This window comes from Sutcliffiella sp. FSL R7-0096, from assembly GCF_038595065.1.
Taxonomy (GTDB): Bacteria; Bacillota; Bacilli; order Bacillales; family Bacillaceae_I; genus Sutcliffiella_A.
This window is the reverse complement of record NZ_CP152003.1, coordinates 2,378,968-2,397,797: the sequence shown is the minus strand read 5'-3', so window position 1 is coordinate 2,397,797 and position 18,830 is coordinate 2,378,968. Positions and strand designations below refer to the sequence as shown.

Genomic DNA, 18,830 nt, shown 5'->3' with positions numbered 1-18,830 from the left:
GGACGAAGGTTTTTATGTATATTCTTTCACAAACATTTACAAAAAGAAAAACATGGTGTTTTTCTTTTTTATACTTTTCTTCCTTATCCAGCGATGGTATAAAGCTGCCCGTCACTGGCAATCCGTTCCACTTCAGCGGTGTAGTCAATGGCTTCATCAATGGATAAGAAGAAGGTAGAAACATATAGGGGATGCTTATAATCAAAACCCCCACCTATTTCTGCCGGGAACACCACTACTTGCCAATGGTAATAATCTTCTCCCGACCCCATTGCTCTACCTTCGAGGGCAATCAACCAATGGCTATAATTATCACAACACTCTAAATCCGTCACTTTTTCTAGAAAAATCACAAGATCATCCTTATTGATTGGAATCAATGACTTTGGGTAAAATTCTCCGTAATTAGGAGCTTCTCTCATATACATCTCTCCTTTACATGAAATGGGGGTAAGTAGTAGTTGTATTATTATATGAAGGACCACCTTAAATATTTTGTGTTTTTTGAAAATTTAATTTTAATTTATACAAAAGGCCAGGTCCCAATGGAACCTGGCCTTTACTTACCATTTATCTATGATGAAAGAAATCACTGAATGCTTTCACAAACTCAATTCCCTGAAATAACAAGAGACTTATTGATGTGAACGAAAAAAAGCTGATGGCTATGATGCGAACCCATAACATGATCACATTCCTCCTTCATTATTTTGGTGGATCAGAATGAGGCAGATCATCATCACATCAAATATAGCTCCCCTGGTAAAAAACAGTCACAAGGTGGAAATTCAATTTGGTATAAGGTTGTTCTGGAATGAGGGAGATGAAGGTTTTTCTATTAGGATTATGGTAAGACACTGTCCCCGAAATGCCATCGTCATCAAGTTTTTCATTCAATGGGGCATTCTCCATCTCAAAATAAAAGGATTTCTCATAGATAGCTAGAATATTATTGGGAGTGGAATGGTCCACATGAATCTGGACAGTCAATAGGAAAATAGCAAACATCAAAACTACTCTCAATAAATACATTCCATCCCTCCCCTCCATACATAATGTTATTAACATCTTAATTGATTCACAAGGTAAATAACAGTGTATGTTTTTGACAAATTTCTTCAATTATAAAAAGGAGTGGTCGTATTGAACCAAACGGAAATGTTAACAGAAATTCAACAACTCGAGAAGGAAATACTTGAAAAGAAAAAGCAATTGGCAGAAATGAAACGCAATATAGAAAAAGAGAAAGTCGATAATTATGTGTTTTCTTCTTTTCATAATGGAAGGGTAACCTTGGAAGAGTTGTTTGAAGATAAAAATGAATTATTCGTGGTTCACAATATGGGGAAAAGCTGTAACTATTGCACGATGTGGGCAGACGGATTTAATAGTGTTTACCATCATATTCGCAGGAAGGCAGCTTTTGTCGTTTCTACACCTGATGCACCAGAAATTCAGGAAAATTTCGCAGCAGAAAGAAGCTGGATCTTCCCGGTTGTCTCCACAAAAGGAACAACGTTCAAAGAAGACATGGGGTTTGTTGTGGATGAAGGGTTTTACCCAGGCGTGACGGTTTTTTCAAAGGATGACAATGGGGTTATATACCGTCATGCAAGCTCCTTTTTCGGACCTGGAGATGATTTCTGTTCCGTATGGCCGTTATTTGATTTGCTTCCATCAGGATACGAAGATTATAAACCAAGTAAAAAAATCAATGAGCGATCACCATATCAATTGACAAATAACATTGCTGTTCAAGTGAAGGAGTATGAAAAAGCTATACAATTTTATCACCGGATTCTAGGTTTTAAAACCGAGAAAAGTACAGATTCTGAAACACTATTTACTATGAACGGGATGAATTTTTATATTGAGAATCATAATAAGGGTCATGTTGATTCCGTATTTTTTGAATTTGCTGTTGATAACATTGAGGATGCAAAGGGAGTCTTAATCGAAAATAACTGCACCATAACGAAGGAGTTTAGCGAGAAGAGTATGATGGTAAGTGACCCTTATGGATTAAAATTTCATCTATTCCAAGTGTAGGTACCAGGGTTGGAATCGCTTTTCTTTTTGAATAGCGGTTCTTTTTGATATACTGGGCTAAATATAGTAATAGTTTAGAAGGGAATTACGTGCACCTATGAAACTAGTATCTTGGAATGTGAATGGAATTAGAGCTTGTGTTAAAAAAGGATTCATGGATTACTTTAATGAGATGGATGCGGATATTTTCTGCATTCAGGAAACGAAACTTCAAGAGGGACAAATCGACTTAGATACCCCAGGGTATTATCAATATTGGAACTATGCAATCAAAAAAGGATATTCAGGCACAGCTGTTTTCACTAAAATTAAACCACTGCAAGTGTGTTATGGATTGAATCAGGAAAAGGTCGAAGAGTGTGAACCAGAAGGAAGGATCCTCACACTTGAGTATGAGGATTTTTTCTTAGTGAACGTGTACACTCCAAACTCTCAGCGAGATTTGGCCAGACTCCCTTTCAGACTGGATTGGGAGGACCGCTTCTTAGCTTACATAAAAATGCTTGATCAGGAGAAATCCGTCATTTTATGCGGCGACTTGAACGTAGCACACACTGATATCGACTTAAAAAATCCTAAATCCAACCGCAACAATTCTGGCTTTACTGAAGAAGAAAGAGGTAAGATGACCAGATTGCTAGGAGAAGGTTTTACCGATACATACCGCCACTTTCATCCTGATTTGACAGACAAATACACTTGGTGGTCATATATGAATAAGGTTCGAGAGAGAAATATCGGTTGGCGCATTGATTATTTCATTGTTTCCGATAAATTACGTGATTCGTTGAAGGGTGCTGAAATCCATTCTCATATTATGGGAAGTGACCATTGCCCTGTAGTACTTATTTTGATTAAATAACGCAACTGGAGGTACTGAAAAATGAAAGTATTGATGAATGATGAGATTGTGGAAAGAAATGAAGCAAAAGTGGATATTGAAGACAGAGGGTATCAGTTTGGCGATGGGGTATATGAGGTTGTCAACATTTACGAGGGAGTTCCATTTACCTTAAAAGAACATATTACAAGATTGTATCGAAGTGCTTCTGAAATTGGAATAAAGATGCAGAAGGAGCCTGCACAGTTAAGTACGAAACTACTTGAGCTTATAGAATGTAATAACATGACAAATGGAGGACTCTACCTCCAGATTTCAAGAGGAGTCTCTAACAGGACACACCATTATGATCAAACACTAACTCCACAACTCGTTGCATATCCCCTTCCCTTTAAAAATGTACAGGACGCTCAATCAAAGGGAGTGGAAACCATAACTGCCGAGGACTTAAGATGGCTTCGATGCGATATAAAAAGCCTAAACTTACTCTACAATATTATGGTCAAGCAAAAAGCAAGCGAGGCGGGGGCATTTGAGTCAATTCTTATTAGAGACGGGATTGTTACGGAAGGTTCTTCTTCTAATATCTTCATTGTCAAAGAGGGGATTCTCCAGACCCATCCAGCCAATAACTTGATTTTGAATGGGATTACGAGAACGAAGCTGTTAGAAATCATGGATGCGAACGGGTGGGACTATAAACTAGAATCCTTCCATAAAGAGGAACTGATGGCGGCTGATGAAGTATTCCTTACATCAACAACCAGTGAAGTCATGCCTATCATAAAAATTGATGGCGTCACATTTTCTGAAGGAAAGCCTGGTCCATATACAAGAAAATTTCAAACAGCATTTCGTGAAGCAGTCAATTCGGAAACAAAATCGACAAGAGAAAAAGCATAGAGACCTAATCTCTATGCTTCAGACTGTTGACAAACTATAGATTAGTTTGGTTATTACCTATAACAGTTGATCTCCGTTACAGGAGCTTCGCTTTCCGCGGGCAGTCCGGAAGCCTCCTCGGGCTACGCCCTGCGGGGTCTTCCATGTCCTTTCCTCCCGCAGGAGTCTACGCTCCTTTCACTGCGATCAACGGGGAAACTATAACTTCAAATGACTTAGTCTACACACTGAAGCATAGAGACCTAATCTCTATGCTTTTCTTATGTCTTCTTTACTTGCGAAGGGGGTATACCCATCCACTTTTTAAACATCCTATTAAAATACGATTGATCACAATATCCTAAGTGATCAGCGATTTCCTTAATCGTCATTTTTGTTGTACTAATTAAATTCCAAGCATTATTGATTCGAGTCTGATGAAGGTATTGGATCGGTGTGATTCCTATCACTTCTTTAAACAAAACTGTTACATAATTCGGAGTCACCCCAATTAAAGTTGCCAATTCTTCTATTGTAATGTTCCTGCGATAATGCTGAAGAATATATTCTTGCATGTCTCGGACTGAAGATTCTTTTACAGGGGAAGTATGCCATTCTGCTTTCTCCTGAGCAATCATGATGAGAAGTTCCAATAAAATATTCTGAGACAATTCTTCGTGAAAAACTCTTTTACTAAGCCACTGCTCATTTAAAAAAGTCAGTCGTTGTTCATAATAAGCTGACTTACGTGGTTTGAATAAAACAATCTCATTTTCTATAAAATTTTGATAGGCTGTCTCTCTTTTCTCAAAAACGACGGTATATTTACGATGTCCTTCGTTTTTATCGTTTTTCCAGGACCTAATGTACATGGAAGGAATGAATAAAAGATCTCCTTTGGTCATTTGCATAAGCCTATCTTCTACCTGGTAATGAACTTTCCCTTCTGTCACATAAACAAGCGTGTCTAAACCTTTTGCTTTTTCTACGTCCCAATGTGGGGAAATGTCATGGAAAACCCCATGAATAATGGGCATCACACTCTCTCCATTCTATTAAAATCGATGAATCATCCAACTAATAAAGTTTTGTTTATTTTCACACAACAAAAAATTTTGTATGATAATTATATCATTTTCAGTAAGGTATTTAATTGCACAATTAATACATATGCATGAAATATACAAGGTTCTTCCAATTAACTGGATGAAAGGGGCAAAAGAGATGCCAACCAACGAATATAAATATCTACCAACTAAAGTAAAAGAGTTTTTTGATCGTCAGTTTTTTGATTCTTATGCACTATTTGAAGCTTCGCGAAATCAACGAACCGGTTTATATGCAGATGGATATATGACCCTTGGAGAAAATCCTGATTTTCGCTGCTCCATTGCTGCCACTGGTGTCGGTCTGATCAGCCTCGCTATTGCTGATTTAGAAGGTTGGGATGAAAATGCCTCTACTAAGGCTCTAATAACCTTGCAAGGGGTATCCGGGGAAATAGAGGGATGCCAGGTTGCCAGAGATGAAAAATCTGGTTTCTTTGCCCACTTTGTAGATATGGAAATAGGAGAAAACCTGGATTCGGAGTTTTCTACAATCGATACGACCCTTCTCCTGACGGGTGCACTATTTGCAGGAAATCATTTTGCTAAAAAAGAGCCAAAAATCCTGGAGATGGCAGAAAAACTTCTTTACTCTATCAATTGGAGTATCGTTGTTGCAGATAAAGATAAGGGTGTCATTAACATGATATCAAAGGACGGGGAAGGGATTGCCCCGCTACCGGCTTATAATGAATATGTAATGGTCTCTTACCTTGCTTTATTGGGGAAACCACAGGATGAAAACATCGAGGCACTTTGGTTGAACAATTTTGAAGAAGATAAAATCAAGGAACTTCCCCAAGAAGAGTTTCGTGGACTAGCCGTTCTAAACGATCATCCCGGGGCGTTTTTATCATCATTTGTTCATCAGTTTCCTTATTATCTAGTTCCTGAGTATGCAGAAAGTACAACTTATCAGGAATACTACAAGAATGCTTGTCTTGCCGACAGAATGAAGTGGAAAGAGCTTGAGGATGTTCCATCTTATATTTGGGGGTATGGTGCTGGCCCGAATGACGGGCTATTCGGAGGTTATCATGCTGACAGAATCAATGATGCCCCACACAATATTGCCTCGTCTTACATTATTGGGGGCTATCTACCGGTATATCCTGCTGGTATTTATGACCTGTATGCACAATATTCCCTACACATCCCATATGATGTGTACTCTAACTCTGAGGATAAAGAGGATGAAGAAAAGTTCAAAGCTGCTTACAAATACGGATTACACCGCATATCCTGGTGGCATCTTGAGCAACCAAACCGCTGGTATCCTACAAAAGTAACCCTAATCGACTGGAGCAGCATGCTCTATGGTCTAGCTGCATTCAAACATGGCATCACACTATTCAGCTCAAAACTACCTAGAGTTAATTCGGTTTTGAATAAGTAAAAGAAGAATTTATGTTGCTGAGATCAACAGTAATTGCAACCTTCAGGCAGGACCAACTATGGTTACTGCCTCTTTACATTAGAAAACTAGACAAATCCTAGTGAACATGATATTTTTTGGGAACACAGGAAAATTTTTAGGGGGTATAAATAATGAGTAATCTATCTACCATGGAAAAATACGCTGAACTTGCCGTTAAAGTCGGTGTTAATGTACAAAAAGGTCAAACACTTATTGTAAACGCTGACATTGCGACAGCACCTTTCGTTAGACTTGTTGCCAAAAAAGCATATGAAGCAGGAGCAAAACTAGTTCAGATTGAATGGGCCGATGAGCAAGTGACAAGAATCCGTTATGATATAGCACCGGACGAATCATTTGAATATTTCCCTAGCTGGAGAGCGGAAATGCTTGAGAAAGCATACGAAGAAGGGGCTGCAATGCTTGCTATCACGTCCGTAAACCCAGACTTGTTAAAAGGTGTAGATGCTTCCAAAATTGCAAATTTACAAAAGGCGGCAGGTGAAGCAACCAAAGGCTATCGGAAAATGATTATGGCCGATAAAATAAGTTGGTCCATAGTGGCAGTTCCATCTAAAGGTTGGTCAGCTAAAGTCTTCCCAAATTTGACTGAACAAGAACAAGAAGAAAAATTATGGGAAGCTATTTTTCATGCAACAAGAGCAAATCTTGAGGATCCTGTCCAAGCGTGGATGGACCACAAAGAAAAACTTAGTGAAAAAGTGGAATTCCTTAACAACAAAAAGTTTAAATCCCTACATTACAAAGCAGAAGGAACAGACTTAACGATCGAGTTAGCTGAAAAGCATGTTTGGATTGGCCCTGAAAGCATTAACGAAAATGGGGTCGCCTTTATAGCCAACATGCCAACTGAAGAAGTATTCACCACTCCTCTGAAGACAGGTGTGAAAGGTACGGTTAGAAGCTCCAAACCACTAAACTATGGTGGAAACATGATTGATAACTTTTCCATCACTTTTGAAAATGGAAAAATTGTTTCCTTTGAGGCAGAGGAAGGTTATGAAACATTACAAAAGTTGATTGAAACAGATGAGGGTTCACAATATTTAGGAGAAGTTGCACTTGTACCACATGAATCACCTATTTCAAATACAAATCTTATTTTCTATAACACGTTATTTGATGAAAATGCTTCTCATCATTTGGCAATTGGAAATGCTTATTCTTTCGCTCTCGAAGGTGGCAAACAGATGTCAGAAGAAGAACTTGAAGCAGCAGGGGCAAATTCGAGCATTACCCACGTTGATTTCATGATTGGATCAAGTGACATGGATATTGACGGGATTACCCAAGATGGAGAAAGAATACCTTTGTTCCGCCAAGGTAATTGGGCATAATCCGCTGAATAAATATTCCTTAGCCTATACGTAGGACGAGTTTCATGCATAGATTGTATAGTAGTCTACGTGAAGGAGGGAATTGTATGTCAGGTGGCAGTTATGGTGGAGGATTTGCACTGATTGTGGTGCTTTTCATTATTTTGATTATCGCAGGTGCAGGAGCGTTAAGATACTAACTTAACAAATATAGCGAATGGTTGGAGTGTCTTCCAACCATTTTTTTCTTATTCATGTAAGTACAAGCATAGGGGAGGTAAAAGAATGGCTCAGTTACAGGACAAATTGTTGCTACCAAATGGGGTTGAAATAAAAAACAGATTCTTTAAAGCAGCCATGAGCGAAGGAATGTCCGATAAACTCAACAGACCGACAAAAAAACTGGTTCGTCTATATAAAACATGGGCAGAAAGTGAAGCAGGTATTGTAGTGACAGGTAATGTCATGGTTGACAAACGAGCACTTGGTGAGCCTCGAAACGTCGTAGTGGAAAATGAAAAAGATCTAGATTTGTTAAAGAGTTGGGCTAATGCAGGAACAAAGAATGGAACTCACCTTTGGATGCAAATCAATCACCCAGGCAAACAGGTATTTAAAGGAATCGTAAAAGAAGCTGTTGCCCCGTCCAAAGTGGAATTTGATCCAAAACTTCAACGCTACTTCCCTGTGGCGAGGGAGCTGCAAGAAAAAGAGATAATTGACATAATCCAACGATTTGCCAATACGGCTAAAATTGCCAAGAAAGCAGGATTCACGGGTGTTCAGCTTCATGGTGCCCATGGTTATCTCATCAGTCAGTTTTTATCACCTCGACATAATAAAAGAACAGACCAGTGGGGGGGGGCACTCGAAAACCGGATGAGGTTTCTGTTGGAAATCTTTAAAGGAGTTCGAAAAGAAGTTGGAAACTCTTTCCCGATAGGAGTCAAGCTTAATTCTGCAGACTTTATGAAGGCTGGTTTTTCAGAGGAAGAAGCACTACAGGTTATCAAAACATTGGATCAACTGGGTATAGACTTGATTGAAATATCAGGGGGTTCCTATGAAAGTCCGCAAATGACAGGGCTAAATATAAAAGAGAGCTCTAAAAGAAGGGAAGCGTACTTTCTTGAATTTGCAACAAAAGCCAGGAAGGTATCAAAAGCACCGCTTGTTGTCACCGGAGGATTCAGGACGTTAAGTGGAATGGAGGAAGCAATACTTGAAGGGGCAACAGCCATGGTAGGGTTGGCTCGCCCCATGGCCGTCTATCCACATCTCCCTAAGGAGCTATTACAAGGTGAACGCGAATCTATTAAACTAAAACCAAGAAAGACAGGAATAAAACTGGTGGACCAAACCGCCATGCTAGAATTGACATGGTATAGCAACCAGTTAGAGCGAATAGGGAAAGGCCAGGCAACAAACCCAGGACTGTCTCCTAAGGTGGCGTTATTACAGACAATGTGGAAAAATGGATTGGATGTCTTTCAAATGAGAAGAGTATAATGCCGAGGGAGTTACCTATAGGATAGGAGCTCCCTTTTTTGAGGCAAAATATTATTATTTGAAGAAACTTCATGTTACTATATTTCCATTCACTAAATAAATTTTCCAAAGGGGAAAAACAAATGAAGCACATCATAACAGATTTCCTTGATTCATATAAAAGTGATTTTTACGAGATCAGTAATTATATAGGTGAAAATCCTGAGCTTGGACATGAGGAATTCAAATCGGCCAAAGTTCTTTCAGACAAACTTTCAGAGCATGGATTTGATATAGAATTAGGGATATGTGGGTTGCCAACTGCTTTTGAGGCTGTTTTTGACAGTGGGAAACCGGGTCCAACCATCGGATTTATGTGTGAATATGATGCCCTACCTGAGATAGGACATGCTTGCGGTCATAATTTAATTGGTACGATGGGTATAGCAGCCGGGATTGCTACAAGTAAAGTATTACAGGAAACTGGAGGCAAAGTTATTGTATATGGTACTCCTGCCGAAGAGACCAAGGGCGGTAAAGTGACAATGGCTGACCAGGGTGTCTTTGATAAATTAGATGTAGCAATGATGGTCCATCCATTGCATTCCTATGTAAAGAGCGGGTCCTCGCTTGCGATGGATGCGATACAATTTGAATTCTTTGGGAAACCGGCACATGCTGCCGCTAATCCGGAAAAAGGAATTAATGCACTGGATGCAGTTATTCAGACTTTTAATGGAATCAATGCACTGAGACAACATGTTACCAGCGATACCCGTATTCATGGAATCATTCCTGAAGGCGGAAAAGCTGCAAATGTAGTGCCAGATTATGCTGTCGCTCAATTCTACGTTCGCGCCAAAACACGCAGCTATGTGAATGAATTGGTAGAAAAAGTGAAATCTATAGCAGAAGGCGCTGCGATGATGACCGGTGCAACAATGAAAGTGTCCAACTATGAACTATCCTACGATAACATGGTGACCAATGAAACACTTTCAGATATCTTTACAGAACAGCTGATATCACTTGGAGTGGACACCGGAGAGATTGTTGAAAATAGAGATGGATCTGGCTCCTTAGATATGGGAAATGTAAGTCTGGTAGTGCCGTCCATTCATCCGTATATAAAAATCTGTAATGAGTTATATAGTTGCCATACCACTGAATTCCGGGATGCAGCATTGAGTGAGGAAGGAAAAGAAGCAATGATCCTTGGTGCAAAATCCATGGCAACAACTGCTTATGAACTTTTAACCAAACAAGACCTTCTTGTGAAAATAAAAGATGAGTTCGAAAAAGCTCCAAAGTAAGAAAGGAGAATATATAATGACTGTTCGTAATAGCCATAAACCATTATCTGTTTTGGATTTGGCCCCGATTGTGGAAGGAAGTAATGCTCAAACATCTTTTAAAAATAGTGTGGAACTTGCAAAACATGTGGAAAGTCTAGGATTTACCCGATATTGGCTTGCCGAGCACCATAATATGCGAGGAATCGCAAGCTCTGCTACTTCTGTCGTGATCGGACATATAGCAGGTGCAACAAAATCAATAAGAGTTGGTTCCGGTGGCATTATGCTACCAAACCATGCTCCGCTTGTCATTGCAGAACAGTTCGGGACGTTGGAATCCTTGTATCCTGGGAGAATCGACCTCGGGCTCGGCCGTGCACCAGGAAGTGATCAACTGACTGCTGCCGCACTTAGACGAGAGCGCAGAACAGGAGGAGAGGATTTTCCTAACCAGTTAGCGGAATTACGTTCCTATTTTCACCCAGATGGAACCACTAAGGTAAAAGCGGTACCTGGAGAAGGATTGGATGTTCCTATTTGGTTGCTTGGTTCAAGCGGCTTTAGTGCAAAGCTTTCTGCAGACCAAGGGCTGCCTTTTGCTTTTGCCAGTCATTTTTCCCCAGACTATACGCTGCCTGCACTTCAAATCTATCGTAGTTCTTTTAAACCATCTGAGCATATGGAAAAGCCATATGCCATGATTGGAGTGAACGTAATTGCTGCTGATAGTGATGAGGAAGCGGAATACTTAGCGACATCGATTCAGCAACAGTTCCTTAATTTGATTCGTGGCAACCCAGGTCAGTTGAAGCCACCAGTGGAAGATATGGACTCTCTTTGGAGTGAGTATGAGAAAAATGTGGTTGCACAACAATTGAAATATACAGTTACAGGTAATGCAGAAACAGTAAGGAAAAAGCTTGAAGCAATTTTGGAAGAAACACAAGCGGATGAAATAATTGTGAATACACATGTGTATGACCAACAAGCTAGATTAAGATCGTATCAGATACTTGCAGATACGTGGTTTGGAAAATAGTCACATTGAAGCCTCTACCTTTTTTGGGTAGAGGTTTTTGTTTTTGGGGAAGAAGTGGATGGTGACATTCGTTTATAATTTAGTGATTAATTTTAATATGCCGAGGAGGAGAGAGATCTTACCATATATCAATCGACATGAAGACAACCACGAGCTTTTTTTGAAGTTGAAATTGTCATCATAAGGAGGATGAAGACAATCTTGAGCGATTATTGAAGTTGAGATGGTCTTCATAAGGTGGATTAGGACAATCTTAAGCGATTATTGAAGTTGAGATTGTCCTCATAAGGTGGATGAAGACCATCTTGAGCAATTATTGAAGTTGAGATGGGCCTCATAAGGTGGATGAAGACCATCTGGAGCGATTATTGAAGTTGAGATGGTCTTCATAAGGTGGATGAAGACCATCTGGAGCGATTATTGAAGTTGAGATGGTCTTCATAAGGTGGATGAAGACCATCTTGAGCCATTTTTGAAGTTGAAATTGTCTTCATAAGGTGGATGAAGACAATCTTGAGCGATTATTGAAGTTGAAATTGTCTTCATAAGGTGGATGAAGACCATCTGGAGCGATTATTGAAGTTGAGATGGTCATAATAAGGTGGATGAAGACCATCTTGAGCCATTTTTGAAGTTATAATTGTCTTCATGTGCCAAGAAGTCATTGGAAATAATTATTATTAGACACTAAAAATTATAAATCCTAGCTACAAGCTAGGTATTCCAAGAAATCATTGAATCTTTTTCCTTTAATCGATTTGGAAATTCATGTATTCTTAAAATTAAGAGATAAAGAAAGGATGGGGGCTTCAATGAAAAAGATATTATTGATGATAATCATGTTGTTTATACTAGCCGGGTGTCAAAAAGAACCCGTCAATCCTTATGATGTATTAAACGACTACATTACCACGTGGGAGGAACAAGATTTCTCAAGTATGTATGAGGAATATCTCCAATCGGCTTCAAAAGAGAATGTACCACAGCAACTTTTTGAAGAAAAACATAAAGAGGTTTATGAGCTTTTTGAAATGGAAAATCTACAAGTTGAATTGTTGGATCAGGAAGTTGAATGGGAAGAACAAGAGACCGTCACCATTCCAGGTAAGATCACTTATGATACATTTGCTAGAGAAATAGATTACGAAGTGAACATTGTTATGGACAAGGTGTTGGATGAAGAAGAAAACGAGCATTGGTATATCCAGTGGGAACCCAGTTTTATTTTTCCAGAATATGATTTGACAGATGAGTTTGTTATAGATTACACCAATGCAACTCGTGGAGAAATTTTAGACAGTAAGGGGAACAAGCTTGCTGCAAATGAGGAAGTGATGAATCTTCATATTACTCCTGAAAAATTCGATGCTGATAAGGATCTAACACAACTAGCTCAAATGATTGATATGTCAGAAGAAGATATAATTAAAGAATATACTGTAAGTTGGGCTCAACCCCACTATGCAATGGTAATTAAAGATTTTCGTGAGAAAGATCAATCTTTAATTTGGCAAATTGTAAATGAATTTGAAGGTGTGGGGAATAATAGATCAATTGAGCGAGTCTACCCCTATGCAGAGGCAACAGGCCATTTGGTAGGTTATATCAGGGAAATCAATGCTGAAGAATTAGAAGAGTATGAAGGATATATACCTGGTGATAGACTTGGAGTAAAGGGTATTGAAGGTATATATGAACAACAACTTAGAGGCATAAAAGGCATGGAAGTAACCCAAATAAAAGAAGACGGATCGAAAAAAACAATAGCAAGAACTGAACCCGTTCGTGGAAAAGATATCACTTTGACTATCGACGCCGACATGCAGGCTAAACTCTATGAGACTATGAAGGATGATGCCGGTCTTGCGACTGTCATTGATCCTACAACAGGGAAAGTACTCAGCTTAGTTAGTACGCCGGCATATGATCCCAATTATTTCACGATGGGTCCCACACAGAGTAAAGAGGATAGGTTTACTAAATTGGGAATTGATTCAAACCTAAATCGTTTCCCATACACCTATTCCCCAGGTTCCACCATGAAACTCCTAACTGCCATTATCGGTCTGGAAAGCGGCAAGCTTGACCCTAACCACCAATATGATATCCCTGACAAACAATGGGATATCGGAGGAAGTAAAGTGACAAGGGTATATGAAGACGATAAGAAAGTGGATCTAGTTAGTGGTTTGAACAACTCAGACAATATTTACTTTGCTAAAGCCGCTTTAGACATTGGAATAGAGGATTTTAAAGAGGGATTGACGAAATTAGGTATTGGGGAAGAACTTCCTTTCGCATATCCATCTCCATCCGATTCTCAAATTTCGAACACCGGCTCCTTTGATAATGAGGTCCTATTGGCACATACTGCGTATGGACAAGGGGAAATCTTGTTGAACATTGTGCACCTAGCTAGCATTTATGGTGGAGTGGTCAATGACGGAGCGATGATGAAGCCATTATTGCTTGAGGAAGAGTCATCCGAAGAATGGAAGGATATCGTGTCCCCTGAAAATGCTAAACTGCTTCAAGACAATCTCAGAAAAACTGTAACAGAAGGAAAATCTAGTGTGGCGAACCTCCCTGGCCGTGAAATTGCCGGGAAGACTGGTACAGCTGAAATCAAGAAAGAAGAAAGGTTGGAGAATGGCCTTTGGGTTTCTTATGATCAGAAAGACCCGACATTGTTAACCGCAATGCTGATTGAGGATGTTATCGACAGAGGCGGAAGCAGATACACGATAGAATTGACTAACAAATTCTACGAAGCTCTTTCAAACTAAATACGGGCAGGTGTTATTAATGGAGGGTTATATCAGTGTATCCATGCAAAGAAAAAAAGAAATCGTCACCAAGATCGTTAATGAATGGGACCCGATGTATCTACTTGCAATGGGAGCTGGGGAAGACAGGTACCAACATGAGATAGAAAAAATGGTAGATGCACTACAACAAGTTAACACGGTAGACGAATTTGCTGAACGGATTAAACAGTATATGGATCATTCTTTTTCAACTGATTTTTCCTCCATAACATGCTTGCAAGTTGAGGTTTTAATTTGGGAAGAAGTGAATAAATAAAAAATAGGGAATTGCTTATGTGGCAATTCCCTTTAGTATTTTAGATTATCCTTAGCCCTTAGCAGCTTGAAGTTGCAATGCAATTTTAATCTGATCTCCAACCAGCACGCCGCCAGCTTCAAGTGGAGCATTCCATGTTAAGCCATAGTCGCTGCGCTTAATTTTGCCTTCTACTGCAAAACCGGCCTTTTCATTTCCCCATGGGTCTTGGCCAGTTCCTTCGAAAACAACAGAGAAGGTCTCTGATTTTTTTGTACCGTGAAGGGTAAGTTCTCCCGTAACGTTGTATTCGTCTTCGTCCGTTTTTTCAATGTTTGTCGCCTTAAACGTCATTTTCGGATGGTTATCCACGTCGAAGAAGTCTGCAGAGCGAAGGTGAGCATCACGATCACTGCTACGTGTATCAATACTTGCTACATCCACAGTAAACTCGATATCCGCTGTTGTTAAATCTGTTGGATCTGCGACGATTGTTGCATCATATTCATGAAATCCACCCTTAACTGTAGCGAACATCATGTGTTTCACCGAAAAGTCCACTGTGCTGTGAGATTTGTCAACATTCCATACTGTTTTAGCCATAAATTATTCCTCCTAAATTCCCTTTTAATAAATATCTTTAATTCGAGATTTATAACTTCAAGATAAATTATATGCTCGGTATGATAAATTGTCAACAACTATTTTTTCCTATAATTTACTCTATTTTAAAAATATGAGATGCGAACCGTGACAAGGGAATATTCTTATGATATGTTGCATGAAACACCAAGTTGAGATAAGAGGTGAAATTGTGAAAAAAATAGATGACGGTGAATTAAAGGACTTTGAGGAGCCTTCATTGGAGGATTTTCAAATTACCGAAGAAGAATTAGCAATTAAAAAAAGAAAAAAACAGAAACGTCAAAAGACAATAAAGTATATTACATTTTTTATCATATTGGCCCTATTAGTGAATATATGGGGCATCTTTCCCCGTATCGTAAACGTCCCATCTATACAATTTTTGTTAAAATCCAATGAATTATCAAAAGATAGTGATATACAAACATGGAAGGAAGCTGTAGTAACAATTAACGGAAACGGTAGAAAAGGAACTGGATTTCTCATCGAACCTGATGGAATAATTGTTACAAATCTTCATGTAATTGATAAAATGGAGCTAATACAGGTTTCCTTTTCAAATGGAGAATTTTACTCAGCAGAGATTTTCAAAAAGGATACTGATAATGATATCGCTTTGTTAAAAGTTAGTGGACAGAAAGAAAATCTCCCTTCACTTCCTTTAAGCGATCAACTGATTGAAGCAAATCAACCTATTTATATCATTGGAAATCCCCTCGCACATACTTTCGTTGTAAATGAAGGCACTTCTGGTGAAATGGTACGTGCATCTCTACTTTCGGATGTTTTAATTATTGATGTTCCAGTGCATTCCGGAAACAGTGGGAGCCCTGTCATTACGAAAAATGGTGTAGTGGTAGGGGTGGTATATGCTACATCAAAGGAGAATAAGGGACTTGCTATACCAGCGAAGCAAATACTAGAGCTTTTAGACTCAGATTAAAACTAACATCTAAAGTCTCTAAACACACATTTATAAAGGAGACTTCCACATGGACAAATTGACTATTATTCACTCCACTTCCTTGGATCGAACAAAATTTAAAATTGAGGAAGACATACAGCAATATTTTGAAACGAAAGAAGATTTGCCGACCTTTGTAGAATATATGGAGGATCGGAAGCATTACGTGGAACAAATTTGGTACAACGTATGGCTTAATAAGGTAACAAATGATGTTGCCCGAAAAGAGAAAAAACAAATATTGAGTGAGAGAGGCTTTGAAGTAGAAGGGCTAGATAAGAAAATTATCAACCAACTATTTAAAAACGAGATGAGGGAATATAACCCTTTTGATGCAGTGGAGTGGTTGCATAATTCATCTAATTCAGATCCTTCCGTTTGGGAACAGAAATACATACAGGCTCGTGAGCATTTTCAGAAAAGGATGGAAGAAAAGCGCTTGCAATTACGAATGGATGCTGTTACAGATACGGTTGATCAGGCTGCTCATAAGATAGTGGAAGAAAATCAATCCAACTACTTCTTATATGTCAGACACTTTGTTGCCAAGAAGGTGAAAGAGGACTTACAGAATAACCCAAAGTTTGAGGAAACAGATTCCTATAGAAGGGAAGATGTGTTAAAAGAGGCTGGACCAATGAATGCATCTGACTATCCTACGATGAAGGATTTCTTTAGCGAGCTGACAGGTGCTGTCCATCAAAGCTTTGATTATTATGAGGAGTACTTGGAGTATGAAACGTATTATTTTTTCTATGAAAAAAGGATTACGGATTACCTGTTCGGGTTTCTCCCTGGGCTCATAATGAAAGACCTTCCAAACGAGATGTTATCTGAGTATGCAACCGTCACAACGGAAGAATTTACGGTATCTAAGCTTAGAAAATTAATTGCAAACTCTTTCTACTTATTGGTCAATGACTATATGGAACAACTACAAGAGGAATTTGTCACAGATTTGCTTGAACTTGCAGAACAACCTTTCAACCTCGAAGTTCATGTGCAATATTTAATAAGGGATATCAATGACCGTAAACGTAAAGAAGAAGAGATTCTGGCAGAAATTCAAAGAAAGCAAGAAGAAGAGGAAAGGATGCTAGAAGATATCTTCGGAAGGGAGTATATTCCATCCAATGGTAGGAGCACCCGATACGTTATACATATAGGCGAAACAAACACGGGAAAGACTTTTCAGGCCCTACAGAGAATGAAAGAAGCAAAAAGCGGTCTCTATCTTGCTCCATTGAGGCTATTGGCCTTGGAGGTTTACGATACATTAAATTCCGATGGGGTTCCATGCTCCCTTAAAACAGGGGAAGAAGAGAAGCTGTCACCAGGGGCCTCCCATTTCTCTAGTACAGTTGAAATGTTTTATGAAAAAGAATTCTATGAAGTGATTGTGATTGATGAGGCTCAAATGATTGCAGATAAGGACAGGGGCTTTTCTTGGTATAAAGCCATTACAAAAGCTAACGCGGATGAAGTGCACATTGTCGGTAGCTTCAGTATGAAGGAAATGGTCCTGCAGCTACTTGGCGATACTGCTATAGAGATAAACGAATATACAAGGGACACACCGCTCCAAGTGGAGAATCGACCGTTTACCCTATCGGATACAAAAAGAGGCGATGCCCTTGTATGCTTCTCCCGCAAAAGGGTCCTAGAGACGGCATCCGTGCTTCAAAACAACGGCCATCAAGTGAGCATGATTTATGGAAGTATGCCTCCTGAAACAAGAAAGAAGCAAATGCAACGCTTTCTCGATGGGGAAACAACCGTGATTGTTGCTACAGATGCAATTGGAATGGGCTTGAATTTACCAATTAGAAGAGTGGTTTTTTTACAAAATGAAAAGTTCGATGGCACACGAAGAAGACGTTTGACTTCACAGGAAGTGAAGCAAATTGCTGGTCGAGCCGGCCGTAAAGGTATGTATGATGTCGGAAAGGTGGCATTTACGGGAGACATAAAAGCAATGGAAAAGCTGTTAGCCGGCAAAGATCGTCAGGTACACACCTTTGCGATTGCACCAACTAGTTCTATATTGGAGCGGTTTCAGAAGTATTCCAACAAACTAGGTGTATTCTTTGACCTGTGGGAAAAGTTTGAAAGTCCTGCAGGTACAGAGAAGGCCTCTCTAAATGAAGAACAGATTCTGTATGAAACGATCGAGGATACCATTATTGAAGCTAGGTTGACAGTAAATGATCTGTATGGTTTTTTACATCTACCGTTTTCTACAAAAGAACAAACACTCGTTAACCAATGGAAGCAAACAATGGAAGCTATCGTAACAAGGGATGTATTGCCCGAACCGTTCATGAATAAAGATAGCCTGGAAAATGTCGAGCTATCATATAAATCCATCGGGCTTCATTTACTCTTCTTATATAGATTGGACAGAAGGACGGAAGCCTCTTATTGGGAAAGAGTAAGAGAATCTTTCAGTGATGAAGTGCATGAACGACTCCAAACAGATGTGAAAACGCTGACCAAACAATGCAAGAAATGCGGAAAGAGACTGGATTCCGATTTTAAATATGCAGTTTGTGATGCTTGTCACTTTTCGAAACTACGGAAAAAGCATAAGAATTTTAGTATAAAACGAACATTTTAGAAGCTTATTATGTAAGGAGGTGCTACTGGAGCACCTCTCAGTGTGTAAACAAAGTATAATCTCAAAGAAATATGCAATACCCATGTT

Annotated in this window: 17 protein-coding genes; 13 read left to right on the top strand and 4 right to left on the bottom strand. The window is 39.2% G+C overall.

Features of this window, described 5'->3' with window-relative positions; translation table 11 throughout:
• Positions 1 to 83: 83 nt before the first annotated feature.
• Positions 84 to 422, bottom strand: coding sequence for a hypothetical protein (locus MKY77_RS12140; protein ID WP_339146079.1), 339 nt, complete (start codon positions 420 to 422; stop codon positions 84 to 86).
• Between the two features lie 322 nt (positions 423 to 744).
• Positions 745 to 1,032 carry a hypothetical protein gene (locus MKY77_RS12135; protein WP_339146078.1) on the bottom strand — a complete coding sequence of 96 codons (288 nt, stop codon included), beginning with the start codon at positions 1,030 to 1,032 and terminating at the stop codon, positions 745 to 747.
• A gap of 111 nt (positions 1,033 to 1,143) precedes the next feature.
• Between MKY77_RS12135 and MKY77_RS12130 the strand changes: the two genes are divergently transcribed.
• From MKY77_RS12130 to dat, 3 genes are all read left to right on the top strand, one after another.
• Complete coding sequence (locus MKY77_RS12130) at positions 1,144 to 2,049, top strand: DUF899 family protein (RefSeq protein ID WP_339146077.1); 906 nt, start codon at positions 1,144 to 1,146, stop codon at positions 2,047 to 2,049.
• A gap of 97 nt (positions 2,050 to 2,146) precedes the next feature.
• A complete protein-coding gene (locus MKY77_RS12125; RefSeq protein WP_339146075.1) occupies positions 2,147 to 2,911 on the top strand; it encodes an exodeoxyribonuclease III in 765 nt (254 codons plus the stop codon).
• Positions 2,912 to 2,932: 21 nt separating this feature from the next.
• Complete coding sequence (gene dat, locus MKY77_RS12120) at positions 2,933 to 3,793, top strand: D-amino-acid transaminase (RefSeq protein ID WP_339146073.1); 861 nt, start codon at positions 2,933 to 2,935, stop codon at positions 3,791 to 3,793.
• 260 nt (positions 3,794 to 4,053) lie between these two features.
• Here dat and MKY77_RS12115 read toward each other — a convergent pair whose 3' ends face one another.
• Positions 4,054 to 4,809, bottom strand: coding sequence for an AraC family transcriptional regulator (locus tag MKY77_RS12115; RefSeq protein WP_339146072.1), 756 nt, complete (start codon positions 4,807 to 4,809; stop codon positions 4,054 to 4,056).
• Positions 4,810 to 4,996: 187 nt separating this feature from the next.
• On the opposite strand from MKY77_RS12115, the gene MKY77_RS12110 reads away from it, so the two are divergent.
• From MKY77_RS12110 to MKY77_RS12075, 8 genes are all read left to right on the top strand, one after another.
• Positions 4,997 to 6,274 (top strand): hypothetical protein, encoded by a 1,278-nt coding sequence (locus MKY77_RS12110; protein ID WP_339146071.1) that lies wholly within the window; start codon positions 4,997 to 4,999, stop codon positions 6,272 to 6,274.
• A gap of 152 nt (positions 6,275 to 6,426) precedes the next feature.
• Positions 6,427 to 7,653: an aminopeptidase gene (locus MKY77_RS12105; protein WP_339146069.1), complete on the top strand. Its 1,227-nt coding sequence runs from the start codon at positions 6,427 to 6,429 to the stop codon at positions 7,651 to 7,653.
• Positions 7,654 to 7,739: 86 nt separating this feature from the next.
• The gene (locus MKY77_RS12100; protein WP_230501511.1) at positions 7,740 to 7,832 is read left to right on the top strand and encodes a YjcZ family sporulation protein; all 93 of its coding nucleotides are present in this window, start codon (positions 7,740 to 7,742) and stop codon (positions 7,830 to 7,832) included.
• An 85-nt stretch (positions 7,833 to 7,917) separates the two neighbouring features.
• A complete protein-coding gene (locus MKY77_RS12095) occupies positions 7,918 to 9,141 on the top strand; it encodes an NADH:flavin oxidoreductase/NADH oxidase family protein (RefSeq protein WP_339146067.1) in 1,224 nt (407 codons plus the stop codon).
• Between the two features lie 122 nt (positions 9,142 to 9,263).
• Positions 9,264 to 10,433, top strand: a complete 1,170-nt coding sequence (locus MKY77_RS12090; RefSeq protein ID WP_339146066.1) for a M20 family metallopeptidase — start codon at positions 9,264 to 9,266, stop codon at positions 10,431 to 10,433.
• Positions 10,434 to 10,449: 16 nt separating this feature from the next.
• Positions 10,450 to 11,454 (top strand): LLM class flavin-dependent oxidoreductase, encoded by a 1,005-nt coding sequence (locus tag MKY77_RS12085; RefSeq protein ID WP_339146065.1) that lies wholly within the window; start codon positions 10,450 to 10,452, stop codon positions 11,452 to 11,454.
• A gap of 812 nt (positions 11,455 to 12,266) precedes the next feature.
• The gene (locus MKY77_RS12080) at positions 12,267 to 14,240 is read left to right on the top strand and encodes a penicillin-binding transpeptidase domain-containing protein (protein ID WP_339146064.1); all 1,974 of its coding nucleotides are present in this window, start codon (positions 12,267 to 12,269) and stop codon (positions 14,238 to 14,240) included.
• Positions 14,241 to 14,259: 19 nt separating this feature from the next.
• On the top strand, positions 14,260 to 14,538 hold the full coding sequence (locus MKY77_RS12075; protein WP_339146063.1) for a DUF1871 family protein: 279 nt from the start codon (positions 14,260 to 14,262) through the stop codon (positions 14,536 to 14,538).
• Positions 14,539 to 14,589: 51 nt separating this feature from the next.
• Here MKY77_RS12075 and MKY77_RS12070 read toward each other — a convergent pair whose 3' ends face one another.
• Positions 14,590 to 15,120 carry a YceI family protein gene (locus MKY77_RS12070; RefSeq protein WP_339146062.1) on the bottom strand — a complete coding sequence of 177 codons (531 nt, stop codon included), beginning with the start codon at positions 15,118 to 15,120 and terminating at the stop codon, positions 14,590 to 14,592.
• Between the two features lie 211 nt (positions 15,121 to 15,331).
• Here MKY77_RS12070 and MKY77_RS12065 point away from each other — a divergent pair, with 211 nt between their 5' ends.
• Positions 15,332 to 16,105: a serine protease gene (locus tag MKY77_RS12065; RefSeq protein WP_339146060.1), complete on the top strand. Its 774-nt coding sequence runs from the start codon at positions 15,332 to 15,334 to the stop codon at positions 16,103 to 16,105.
• 49 nt (positions 16,106 to 16,154) lie between these two features.
• Positions 16,155 to 18,743 carry a helicase-related protein gene (locus MKY77_RS12060; RefSeq protein ID WP_339146059.1) on the top strand — a complete coding sequence of 863 codons (2,589 nt, stop codon included), beginning with the start codon at positions 16,155 to 16,157 and terminating at the stop codon, positions 18,741 to 18,743.
• Positions 18,744 to 18,830: the final 87 nt, after the last annotated feature.